This window comes from Halomonas sp. IOP_6 (assembly GCF_021151565.1).
Taxonomy (GTDB): domain Bacteria; phylum Pseudomonadota; class Gammaproteobacteria; order Pseudomonadales; family Halomonadaceae; genus Vreelandella; species Vreelandella alkaliphila.
Window position 1 is genome coordinate 205,964 of the sequence record NZ_JAIRBO010000003.1, and the last position, 12,457, is coordinate 218,420.

A 12,457-nucleotide genomic window follows, 5' to 3' on the forward strand; every position below is an offset into this window, starting at 1 on the left:
TGCCTTCCACTCTGTTAAGGAACTTGTAAAAAAGTGCTACATAAGGAGATCAAAAGGACACGCTAGAGAACCGGCGCAGGTGAGTGTCATCTAAGCGTAAAGTGCATCTGCCAGTGTCGATGTTGCCGTCAACTAAGGAGTAGTTTCCACGATGGTACGACTCGATAAGAAAGCGACTAGGCTGTATGTCCTAGACACGAATGTCCTTATCCACGACCCCGCCGCGCTCTACCACTTTGATGAGCACGACGTCGTTATCCCCATGACTGTACTCGAGGAGCTAGATAAGCATAAAAACGGCATCAGAGAGATCGCCCGTACGGCGCGGCAAATTAGCCGCACGCTTTCCGACTTAACCAGCCAAGTCACCTTCGACGAAATCCAGAAAGGCATTCCCATTCCCCGCATCAGTGGTGAATCGGGCCGCCTACATTTTTTGTGCTACAACGACCTTAAACCCTTCGACTCCCTTGATGACAGCCCCGATAACCGCATTTTGGCGGAGACCTGCCGGCTACGCGATGAGCGTCCGGATGCTTCCGTTATCCTGATCACCAAAGATATCAACCTACGGGTAAAAGCCGCCGCGCTAAAAGTACCGGTGGAAGATTACCTGAATGACCGCGCTTTCTCTGACAGCGATGCGATGATTGAAGGTGCGCAGGTTTACGCCACCGCGGGACAGGATGGTGCTTCGCTGTGGGAAGCGCTCAATGTCGACGTCACCGTTGAGCGTATCGACCACCACACCTTTTATCAGCTAAGTGGCAACATGCCTCGCCATTGGCATGTCGGCATGCTGGTATCCGATAGCGAAAATGGCGCCGAGTTTGAAGCCATTGTCCGTGAGCTTTCACCGTCATCTGCCCGACTACAGCTACTTACCAACTACCGTCACCATGCGGGCGTATGGGGCGTTCATGCCCACGACAGTCGCCAAAACTTCACCCTCAACCTACTAATGGACCCGGACATTGATCTGGTCACCATTGCTGGTAATGCAGGCACCGGCAAAACCTTTATGACACTCGCCGCAGCGTTCCAGCAAACACTGGATGCCAAACTATTTGAGCGCATTGTGTTTACCCGTGCGCCGATTCCCATGGGCGAAGATATCGGTTTCTTACCGGGCACCGAAGAGGAGAAAATGTCGCCGTGGATGGGTGCCTTCCACGACAATATGGACAACCTGTTGCGTAACGAAGAAGGGGAATCTAGCTGGGATAATGGTGCTACTCGGCAGTTAATTGGCTCCAGGGTTCAGATTCGCGCACCGAGCTTCATGCGTGGGCGCACCTTAAACGATACGTTCTTGATTATTGACGAGGCGCAAAATTTTACCCCCAAACAGCTTAAATCATTGGTAACCCGAGCGGGCCGAAATACCAAAATTGTCTGTTTAGGCAACGTTGGCCAGATCGACACGCCCTACCTCACCGCCAACACCTGTGGCATGGCTGCTGTTGTAGAACGATTTAGGGATTGGCCCCATGCTGGGCATATCACCCTGAAAAGCGTTGAACGTTCACGCTTGGCACTGGCTGCCGAAGAGCTTTTGTAACGTTTTCCGCAAAAACCCTACCGATTCACACTTCCACTAAACAACACCGCCCAGCTTTGCTGGGCGATGTTGATTGGTGCATATCGCTGTCGGGGTCATTTATCCTGCAACTGGTGTCGCGTATCAACATTTTCGCTATTCCAGGGGTTTTCAACACCTACCGTGTCGGCAGCAAATGCCTGACGTTCGCCAAGTGAGCGAGCAGCCCCCACCGTTGTGTCGTTGCAGGTCTGGCGCTCCATTTCGCAGTTGAGTTCAGCACCAAACAGCACCACAAACGCTGACAGCCAAAACCACAGCATTAGCGCCACAACAGCACCAAGAGAGCCATACAGCTCACTAAAGGTAGAAAAGTAACGTACGTAAAGCGACAAGCCACCTGAGCCTAGTAACCACATAGTGGTGGCAAACAGCGTGCCATAGCTTAACCAGCGCCACTGGGCAGAACGTCGATAAGGCGCGTAACGATACAGCAAAGCAATAAGCACGCTCATCAGTAACAACAGCGCGGGCCAACGCAGCCATTTCAAAACACTATCCACCGGTGGCTCAATCGTCAGCGCATCAACCACTATCGGCACAATGGCGATAAACCCCAGTGACACTAGCGTCATTATGATCAAACCAGAGGTCAACGATACCAGCACGACACCACGCAGTAATAACAGCCGCTTTTCGTGTTCGCCATACACTACGTTTAAGCCAACCACTAATATGGAAACACTTTTCGATGCGATGTACATGGCCACTAACAGCCCCACAAGTGCTGTCGTCACATTGCCAGACTCCGTCGTCTCGACCACCTCTTGAGCCTGCTGGTCAATCAAATTTGCCGCATCCGGTGGCATAAAACGGCTAATTTCGTAAAGCTGACGGCCTGCCTCAACAGGATCAAACAGCAAACCCCAAAGAGAAATAACGGCGGCAATGGTCGGAAATAGCGCCAGCAGGGCATAAAAAGCGATGCCCGCTGCAAAGATAGTAATCCGGTCCCGACGTGCAGCACGCACTACACGCCAAATAATATCGAGCCACCCCTCACGAGGGATATCACCAGGTACGCCAGCTCCACGACCTCGGTACTGCTTACCCACTTAGCCCAACCGCTCGCTCAGCCACTTACCAATATCATTTACCTGCTGCGGGCATAGCGCATGCGCCATCGGATACTGGCGATAATTAACCGTGTAGCCCATTTCTTTTAGGCGTTCGACACCACTGCGGCCCAAAGTTTCAGGAACGATGGGGTCGAAATTCCCATGATGTACTTCGATGGGAATATCACGATTGGATTCAGCTAAATTGATGCTATCGGCCGTCGCAAAATAGGTCGACATGGCCAACAGTCCGCCAAGAGGCTGAGGGAATGAAAGCGCCGCCTGATAAGCGACTGCGCCTCCCTGAGAAAACCCCGCTACGATAATGCGGAGGCTGTCGATTCCTTGATCAATCTGCTCTTCAATCAGTGCCTGAATGCGTTCAGCAGACGTTTTTAGTTGCGCTTCATCCACCCGACGCCCCAAATCCATTGCGAGGATGTCGTACCACGCGGGCATCACCATGCCGCCATTAATAGTGACCGGCAAGCGCGGCGCGTGAGGCATAATAAAACGCACATGCGCTGAGTCCGGTAGCGTAAGGGCTGGCACTAGCGGCTCGAAATCGTGCCCATCGGCACCCAACCCGTGAATAATAAACACGCACGCATCGGCGGGTTGACCATTTTGCGGTTCAATAATCAGTTCGCCTGGGGCTGTCATGGGCTCTTTCCTTGCTGACGTTAAAAGCGCCACCCTAGCGTAAAGTGACGCGTTGGGCGAGTCATTTGCCTGCTTAAAGCGGCCAAACCATTGGAATAAGGGTTAAGGCAATGGCCCCCGTCAATAGGTTTAAGCCACCACCAACACGCAAGAAATCACTGACCCGATAGCCGCCAGGGCCATGCACCATAAGGTTCGTTTGATAACCAATCGGTGTCAAAAAACTCGCCGAGGCAGCAAACATTACCGCCACCACATAGGGCATCGGGTTAACCCCCAGGCTTTCTGCTGCTGCCATGACCACCGGAAAAATGATCACCGCAGCAGCATTATTGGTCACCAACTCGGTTAACATTGCCACGACGCAATAAGTGGCAATTAATAGCAACAGCGGGTTACCCGCCACCAACGATAGAACACTGCCCGCCAGGAAATCCGCCGCGCCGGATGTTTGCAGCGCAGCCCCTACCCCGAAAGATGCTGCAATGGTCAGCAACACTTGCGTATCCAGGCCACGCTTAGCAGCCCCCACGGAACAACAACCGGTTAATAACGCTAGCGCCGCGCCCAACATGGCAGCATTGAGCATACTTAAGACACCTAATGCCGCCAACAGCACCGCCCCCAACAAAATCGCCCATGCCAGCGGGGCTTTTTCATGAACAGGCCGCGCTGAACCGTTCAACTCACTAATTAAAAGAAAGTCTTTCGATTGGCGGTGGCGCTCAATGAACGGAGGGCGTGCTTCTAACAGCAGCACATCAGCAGGTTGCAAACGGACTTGGCCTAAGTTGCCGGTTACCCGCTCACCACCACGACAGATTGCTAATACAGCAGCACCATACAGCGTTCTAAAACGGCCGTCACGAATCCGCTGTCCAATAAACTGACACTGGTTCGATACCACCGCTTCAACCAAGCGCCGCTCTTTAAACTCTTTTTCCAAACTCGACGCCGCATCACGAGAAGGAATGAGTCCACGAATCTGCTGTAGCTCTACAGCGGCGTCCGAGGTGCCCACAAAAACGAGTCGGTCACCTGCCTTTAGCTGCTCGCCTGGCCCCACTACACTCACCACATTACCTGCACGCTCAATTTCAACTAAAAAAAGCTCTTGAAGGTGGCGTAAACCAGCCTCTTCCACCGTACGGTCGACCAGCACACCCGCAGGATCAACTTCCATTTCGATGGTGAACTCACGAGGGTTAGCAAACGCTTTTGACATCCCCTCTCGTGAAGGCAATAAACGTGGTCCCAAGAAGATAAGGTAAGCAAGGCCCGCCAGCGCAACAGGGACACCTACCCACGCTAAATCAAATAGCCCCATCTCAAGCGCGGGATAGCGCTCTACTAACAAACCATGCACAACTAAGTTAGTACTGGTACCAAACAGTGTAATGGTACCGCCTAGAATGGAAGCAAAGCTGAGCGGCATTAAAAGCCGTTGAGGAGAAAGCCTTAGTCGCCGACTCCAACTCATGACAGCAGGGATGTAGGTAGCCACTACGGGCGTGTTATTAAGAAAACCACTCAGCGATGCCACGGGTAGCAAAAGCCGAACAAGTGCACCCCGCTCACTGCTAGGACGACCCAGTACATAGCGAATAATCAGGTCAATACCACCCGTTTCACGAATACTGGCAACCAACACATACATGAAGGCCACGGTAAACAAGCCACTGTTAGAAAAACCGCCCAGCGCCTGCTGCGGGTCAATGACCCCCAAGGTCATTAACACCACGACGGCACCAAGCAGAATAATGTCTGGCCCCAGTCGAGACAGTGTCATTAACGGGAAGATAGTCAGCACTACCCCCACGGCTATCCAAGCATCCAGCGACATATCCTGCATCCCTAACCTAAAATCTTAGGAGCATTGTGCCGCCTCGAAGATATTCTAAAAAGTTATTTTTAGAAACACAGTAAGAACAAAAAAGAATATAGGCGTGAGGCGTGAGGCGTGAGGCGTGAGGCGTGAGGCGTGAGGCGTGAGGCGTGAGGCGTGAGGCGTGAGGCGTGAGGCGTGAGGCGTGAGGCGTGAGGCGTGAGGCGTGAGGCGTGAGGCGTGAACAGGATACCGATTAGATAAAAACGAAAAAACCCCGCTTTCGCGGGGTTTTTTAGCATATTAGCGTTACGCGCTAACAGCGAACATCATCGTTTCTAATTAAAGAACTTTGATGTTAGAAGCCTGAAGGCCTTTTTTACCCTGAGTAACGTCGAAGGAAACCTTCTGACCGTCTTGCAGAGTTTTGAAGCCGTCAGCTTGAATTTCAGAGAAATGCGCGAACAGGTCGTCGCCATTGTCGTCCGGAGAAATGAAGCCGAAGCCTTTAGTGTCGTTAAACCACTTAACGGTACCAGTTGCCATGATCGAAATCCTCGATGTAGCTTGATGTAGAGCCGGGTAATACCCGAGTTGCAGTGGGTAGAACAAGAAACTTTCACCAGACTAAACGCTTGGGCGTTTCGATACTGCTGACAACGTTCGACTTGCTAACCAACTGCATCCAGCATGCGCTTAACTTAGCCGCACGTCAATACTATAGTTAAAAAAAATGTCAGGGTAATGACTGGTCCGCGGCCATCATCCACCCTGCTGCTTTTTCGGCGATCATTAAGGTAGGTGAGTTGGTATTACCGCTGGTAATGGTCGGCATAATACTGGCGTCCACTACTCGCAGACCGCTCACTCCCTTAACACGCAGCTTGGAATCCACCACGGTCCCCGGGTCGTCATCGCGGCCCATTTTCGCCGTCCCGACTGGGTGAAAGATCGTGGTACCGATATCGCCCGCCAATTTGGCTAGTTCTTCGTCGCTTTGATACTGCAACCCAGGTTTAAACTCTTCTGGCTGATACTTAGCGAATGCCTGCTGCTCGGCAATCCGCCGCGTAACCCGTAATGAGTCTGCCGCCACATTGCGGTCTTCTTCCGTGCTCAGGTAGTTAGGCTCAATGGCGGGCGCCGTTTGTGGATCACGGTTTTTGATCCTTACCGAGCCACGGCTTGTGGGGTTAAGATTGCAGACACTGGCGGTAATCGCAGGAAACCCATGCAGTGGCTGGCCAAACGCGTCAAGGCTTAATGGCTGTACGTGGTACTCGATGTTGGCGTGCTGATACTCGTCAGAACTGCGCGTAAAGATACATAACTGAGAAGGCGCCATACTCATCGGCCCCCTACGTTTCAGCACGTACTCCAAACCAATCTTGGCTTTACCCAGTAGAGTACTGGCCATGGTATTAAGCGTTTTTGCCCCTTTCACTTTATAGACGGAGCGAATCTGCAAGTGGTCCTGCAAGTTTTCGCCTACGCCAGGTAGCGCTGCCACCACATCAATACCGTGTTGTTGCAATAGCTCGGGCGCGCCAATACCGGAAAGCTGTAGAATCTGTGGCGAACCGATAGCGCCGGCACTCAGTACAACTTCTTTATTAGCCGCCACACTAAGCGTTTTGCCCTCGCGTAGAAGCTCTGCGCCTACGCAGCGCGGTTGGCCATCTTGCGGTTCAAATAACAGACGATTGACGTGGGTAGAGTGCCATATCGTTAGGTTGGTGCGTTGCTTGATCGGCCGCAAAAACGCTTTAGAAGTATTCCAGCGCCAGCCATTGCGCTGGTTGACTTCAAAATAGTTAACGCCTTCGTTATCACCACGATTGAAATCGTCAGTGCGCGGAATACCCGCTTGCACCGCCGCCTCGGCGAAATCATCTAATACTTGCCAGCTTAAGCGCTGTTTTTCGATCCGCCATTCGCCACCATGGCCATGGTAACGGCGATGATCGGCATCGCCATCACCGCCTTCATCCAAACGGTGATGGTCTTCGTGTTTCATAAAATCTGGCAAGCAGTTCTCCCACCGCCAGGCGTCATCGCCGGTCAACTCGGCCCAGTGATCGTAATCCCGTGCCTGACCACGCAGATAAAGCATGCCATTAATGCTGGAACAGCCACCTAGCGTTTTACCCCGGGGATAAATCAGTGAGCGGCCATTGAGCCCTTTGTCTGGTTCGGTACGAAACAGCCAGTCAGTGCGCGGGTTGTTGATGCAGTAAAGATAGCCCACCGGAATATGAATCCAGTGGTAGTTATCTGGCCCGCCCGCTTCAATTAGCAGCACCTTATTATTTGGATTGGCGCTGAGTCTATTTGCCATCAGGCACCCTGCGGTGCCTGCGCCGATCACAATATAATCGAAGTTATTATTAGTAACATGTGACATGAACGGGCTCCCGTAACGTAATGGCGTTACTTCGCCGTAGGCATCACAAACTCAGCGCCTGAATCAATAGAGTCTGACCAGCGCTGCATAATGGATTTCTGCTTGGTATAGAAGCGCACGCCCTCTTCGCCATAAGCATGCGAATCGCCAAACAGCGAACGCTTCCAACCGCCGAAACCATGCCACGCCATGGGTACCGGAATGGGCACATTGATGCCGACCATGCCCACCTGAATACGGCGACCAAATTCCCGCGCAACGCTACCGCTCTCAGTGAAGCAGCTCACTCCGTTACCAAATTCATGGTCATTGATCAGTTGAATGGCAGTGGCAATATCCGGCACCCGAATACAGGCCAGCACTGGTCCGAATATCTCTTCTTTGTAAATGGTCATCTCGGGGGTGACATGATCAAACAGAGTACCGCCCATCCAGAAGCCTTCGGCACAGCCGTCACCGGTTTGCGCGGCATCGAATTCTCGGCCATCCACCACCAAGTGTGCGCCTTCTTCTACACCTTTATTAATGTAACCGGTAATCCGCTCGTGAGCCTGACGGGTGACAATCGGGCCCATTTCCGCATCCAGCTGCATGCCGTCTTTAACCTTCAGCGCCTTGGCACGTTCCGCCAGTTGAGCCACCACGCCATCCGCCACATCGCCCACCAGCACCGCCACGCTGATTGCCATACAACGTTCGCCCGCCGAGCCGTAGGCAGCGCCAATCAAGGCATCCACGGCTTTATCCAAGTTGGCATCCGGCATCACTACCATATGGTTTTTAGCGCCACCCAGTGCTTGCACCCGCTTACCGTGCTTAGCGCCGCGCTCGTAAATCAGGTTAGCAATCGGCGTAGAGCCAACAAACGACAACGCCTTAACATCCGGATGGTCGATCAACGCTTCAACGCTGTCTTTATCGCCCTGAACCACATTGAACACACCATCCGGCAGACCAGCCTGCTTGAGCAGATCGGCAATCATCAGCGAGGCGCTGGGGTCAAGCGGACTAGGCTTAAGAACAAAGGTGTTACCGGCAGCAATCGCCACGGGGAACATCCACATCGGTACCATGACAGGGAAGTTGAACGGCGTAATGCCAGCCACCACGCCCAATGGCTGACGCATGGTCCAGTTATCAATACCGGTGCTTACCTGCTCGGTATAGTCGCCCTTTAACAACTGAGGGATACCGCAAGCGAATTCAACGACATCAATCCCTCGGGCAACTTCGCCCTGGGCATCAGTAAACACTTTGCCATGCTCTTTAGTAATTGCTTCCGCCAATGCATCTTTATGGGCGTTGAGCAGCTCCAAAAACTTGAACATTACCCGTGCCCGGCGAATGGGCGGGGTATCGGCCCAAGTAGGAAATGCCGCTTTAGCGGCTTGCACAGCACTATCTACATCATATGCAGAGGCAAGAACCACGTTTCCGGTAACGTTACCCGTCGCAGGATTAAAGACATCTTGAGAAAGACCCGAGCTACCCTGACTGATCTGCCCGTTAATGAAATGATGAATAGTGGTTGTTGTCATTTGGCTACCTTTATAAGCAGATTAAAATAACGAATTAAGTATCGACAGATTAACCAGCTCTGCGAGGCAATCAATTGAGTAATTCTTAACCCAGATATAAGCTTTTCAAATAACATAACGACAACAGGTGCTCGCTTATGCAAGAAAACTCAGCGCTACGGGCATTTGTAGCCGTCGCACGTACCGGAAGCGTTTCACGGGCAGCTGACCAGCTATACCTGACTCAACCCGCCGTCAGTCTAAAGTTGAAGCAACTTCAGCAGCACTTAGGGTTAACCCTATTCACCCGTCGCCCTCAGGGGTTAACGCTAACCGCCGATGGCTATGCATTATTGCCCGCCGCAGAAAATGCCCTGGCCAGCGCCCTGGCCTTTGAGCAACGCGCTAGCGCTTTGCACAGCACCCTGCGAGGAAAACTAAAAATCGGCACGATTGTTGACCCGGAATTTATTCGGCTGGGCAAATTTCTCAGCCGATTGATGGCTCGCGCCCCTCAATTGGAAACCGAGTTGCACCACGGGATGAGTGGCAACGTATTAACGAAAGTAGAGCAAGGCGAACTGGATGTGGGCTTTTTTCTCGCCCCTCCCGGCGAAGGATCAGGAAGCGAAATCCTTGCTTGCCGTGAGCTGACCCACTTCCACTATCACGTAATTGCCCCAGCAGGCTGGGAAACCAAACTGTTAGATACTCGCTGGGAAGCTCTAGCCAGACTTCCCTGGATAGTCACGCCCTCGGTCTCGGCACACCACCGGCTGCTAGAGCGCGTCCTAACCCCAAGTGGCGCCACACCTAATAGGGTTGCCCAAGTAGACCAAGAAGCTTGTATGCTGGATTTAGTACGTGCGGGAGTGGGTCTAAGCTTAGCTAGGGACGCGCTGGCAATGGCCGAACGCCAGGAAAGCGGTTTGGCTGTAGCCGAAAATGTTCGTCTGCCCTGCGCACTTAGCATGATATGGCGCAAAGAACGTGCCGCGGAGCCGACTATCAGAGCGGCATTGGATACGTTAGACACAGTATGGCCTTACCGGCTGGGGTAGCGAATAGGTTATGTAAGGTATTAGCCAACGTTGCCACTAAGCGACTAGACATCGCGCGATAACTCACCACGTCTACTGGAGTGCTTACAATGATTCGATACCACCGTTTTCGCCTCTTATCTCAGCCCTTAACGCTGTTTGTCATAGCGGCCGCAGGTCTCGCCAGCACGCCACTCCATGCCCAATCCAATACGGAAGCCACCTTTGCTGGCGGCTGTTTTTGGTGCATGGAACCGCCCTACGATAAGCAGCCCGGCGTCAGCGCCACCATCTCTGGTTATATGGGCGGCGAGCTTGAAAACCCTACCTACGAGCAGATTTCTCGCGGTGGAACTGGCCATGTCGAAGTGGTGCAAATTACCTACGATGACAGCCAAATCAGCTACGAAAAGCTGCTAGAGATTTTCTGGCGCAATATTGATCCCTTCGCCGTAGACCGCCAGTTTTGCGACAGCGGTGACCAGTACCGCTCAGCCATTTTTTACCATAATGATGAACAACGAGAACTAGCAGAAGCGTCGAAAGCTGAAATGGAAGCACGCTTTGACCAGGCTATAGCGACTGAGATAGCCCCTGCCAGCGAGTTCTGGGAAGCTGAAGAGTATCACCAGGATTACTATGAAAAAAATCCACTGCGCTACCGATTTTATCGCTTGAGCTGTGGTCGTGATGATCGCTTGGAAGAAGTATGGGGTGAAGAAGCAGGCGGCCCAACATTTCAGTAGCCCACCATAAACGTGCGAGCTTAACGGAACGTATTTTATCGGTGACTGCCTTAGAGGTAGCGCTTTAGTTAAGACGCTAACAATCAATTTGGGCAAAGCAGCGTTTTTCTACTAGAGTGGAGAGTCAGTATTAATAGACCAGTCGGCTAATAGCTGGTCTATTCTTTAACGCCCCGTTGATCAAAAGATAGGAGATCTTATGAGCAACAGCATTACAACCGTCAACCCAACCACCGGCGAAACGCTTGAGACTTATGCGCTAATGGATGCCAGCCATGCCAAGCAGATTGTCGAGGCTAGCCATGAAGCGTTTCTCGACTGGCGGCTTAAACCACTTGAACAGCGCGCTAAGGTAGTGAAAGCCATTGGCGAAGCGCTTAACGCCAATAAAGAAGAGCTTGCCGAACTGATGGTGAAGGAAATGGGCAAGCTACCCAACCAAGCCCGCCAGGAAGTCGAGCTTTGCGCAGGTATATGCGATTACACCGCTAAGCATGGCCCCACCACATTAGCTGACGAAGAGCGCAACCCCAGCAATGGCGAGCGTGGCATTGTCACTTACTCTCCCATGGGTGTTATCTACGGCATACAACCGTGGAACTTCCCCGCTTATCAAGTAGTACGTTACTCCATCGCCAACATTATGGCGGGTAACAGCGTACTCCTGAAGCACGCTGAAAATGTCACTGGCAGCGGCCTACTGCTCGAAAAGATTTATCGCGAGGCAGGCCTACCGGAAAACGTTTTCCGCACGATCATTATCTCTCACGATGTATCTGATGAGGTGATTGCACACAAGGCGGTTCGTGGCGTCACCCTTACGGGTAGCGATGGTGCAGGTCGTAAAGTGGCGGCAAAAGCAGCCGAACACCTGAAAAAAACCGTATTGGAATTGGGCTCAAACGATGCCTATTTGGTGCTGGATGATGCCGATCTCGACGTTGCCGTCAAAACCTGCGTCACTGGCCGAGTGTTTAATACCGGACAGACCTGCGTGGCTGCAAAACGCTTCGTGGTGACCGATGCCAACTATGAAGCGTTCAAAGAGCGTTTTGTGGAAAAGATGAAGGCGCTGAAAGTAGGCGACCCCAGGGCAGATGATACCGACTTAGGCCCTATGGCGCGGGTTGACCTACGCGATGCTCTCCACGAGCAGGTGGAACAGAGTGTGCGTAAAGGCGCAAAAATCCTCTGCGGCGGAGAAAAGCCATCTGGTAAAGGCGCGTTTTACCCAGTGACCGTGCTGGATAACGTGACACCCGGCCAGCCCGCCTACGATGACGAGCTATTCGGACCCGTCGCGGCGCTGATTCGCGCTAAAGACGACGAAGACGCCATGCGCATTGCTAATGACAGCCGTTATGGCCTCGGCGGTGGCATCATCTCTAAAGATGTGAAGCGTGCTACTGAGCTTGCCAGCAAGTACTTCGACACTGGCATGGTGTTTATCAATGGCTTTGGCGTCGCTACCCCGGAAATGCCGTTTGGTGGCGTTAAAGACTCTGGTTATGGGCGTGAGCATGGCGGTTTTGGCATGCTTGAGTTCGTTAACGTAAAGTCGGTAATTGTTGTTAAAGAGTGAGGTGGTAAACGCTCAGAGTCAT

The 12,457-nt window shown here is 52.5% G+C and carries 10 protein-coding genes; 4 read left to right on the forward strand and 6 right to left on the reverse strand.

The genetic code is table 11. From position 1 onward, the window contains the following. The first annotated feature begins 151 nt into the window (after positions 1–151). Positions 152–1,561, forward strand: coding sequence for a PhoH family protein (locus K7H08_RS07175; protein WP_038477386.1), 1,410 nt, complete (start codon positions 152–154; stop codon positions 1,559–1,561). 95 nt (positions 1,562–1,656) lie between these two features. Here the strand turns inward: K7H08_RS07175 and K7H08_RS07180 are convergent, their stop codons facing one another. From K7H08_RS07180 to K7H08_RS07205, 6 genes are all read right to left on the reverse strand, one after another. Further along, positions 1,657–2,655: a YihY/virulence factor BrkB family protein gene (locus tag K7H08_RS07180; RefSeq protein ID WP_231657564.1), complete on the reverse strand. Its 999-nt coding sequence runs from the start codon at positions 2,653–2,655 to the stop codon at positions 1,657–1,659. Then, a complete protein-coding gene (locus tag K7H08_RS07185; protein ID WP_231657565.1) occupies positions 2,656–3,321 on the reverse strand; it encodes an alpha/beta hydrolase in 666 nt (221 codons plus the stop codon). It lies immediately after the preceding gene. Between the two features lie 73 nt (positions 3,322–3,394). Next, positions 3,395–5,164, reverse strand: a complete 1,770-nt coding sequence (locus tag K7H08_RS07190) for an SLC13 family permease (RefSeq protein WP_231657566.1) — start codon at positions 5,162–5,164, stop codon at positions 3,395–3,397. A gap of 324 nt (positions 5,165–5,488) precedes the next feature. After that, a complete protein-coding gene (locus K7H08_RS07195) occupies positions 5,489–5,692 on the reverse strand; it encodes a cold-shock protein (protein ID WP_009101184.1) in 204 nt (67 codons plus the stop codon). A 190-nt stretch (positions 5,693–5,882) separates the two neighbouring features. Then, positions 5,883–7,550: a GMC family oxidoreductase gene (locus K7H08_RS07200; protein WP_231657567.1), complete on the reverse strand. Its 1,668-nt coding sequence runs from the start codon at positions 7,548–7,550 to the stop codon at positions 5,883–5,885. Positions 7,551–7,576: 26 nt separating this feature from the next. Then, positions 7,577–9,088: a CoA-acylating methylmalonate-semialdehyde dehydrogenase gene (locus tag K7H08_RS07205; RefSeq protein ID WP_231657568.1), complete on the reverse strand. Its 1,512-nt coding sequence runs from the start codon at positions 9,086–9,088 to the stop codon at positions 7,577–7,579. 137 nt (positions 9,089–9,225) lie between these two features. Between K7H08_RS07205 and K7H08_RS07210 the strand changes: the two genes are divergently transcribed. From K7H08_RS07210 to K7H08_RS07220, 3 genes are all read left to right on the forward strand, one after another. Next, positions 9,226–10,128: a LysR family transcriptional regulator gene (locus K7H08_RS07210; RefSeq protein ID WP_231657569.1), complete on the forward strand. Its 903-nt coding sequence runs from the start codon at positions 9,226–9,228 to the stop codon at positions 10,126–10,128. Positions 10,129–10,217: 89 nt separating this feature from the next. Further along, positions 10,218–10,853, forward strand: a complete 636-nt coding sequence (gene msrA / locus K7H08_RS07215; RefSeq protein ID WP_231657570.1) for a peptide-methionine (S)-S-oxide reductase MsrA — start codon at positions 10,218–10,220, stop codon at positions 10,851–10,853. A 199-nt stretch (positions 10,854–11,052) separates the two neighbouring features. Next, the gene (locus K7H08_RS07220; RefSeq protein WP_231657571.1) at positions 11,053–12,435 is read left to right on the forward strand and encodes an NAD-dependent succinate-semialdehyde dehydrogenase; all 1,383 of its coding nucleotides are present in this window, start codon (positions 11,053–11,055) and stop codon (positions 12,433–12,435) included. Positions 12,436–12,457 lie beyond the last annotated feature (22 nt).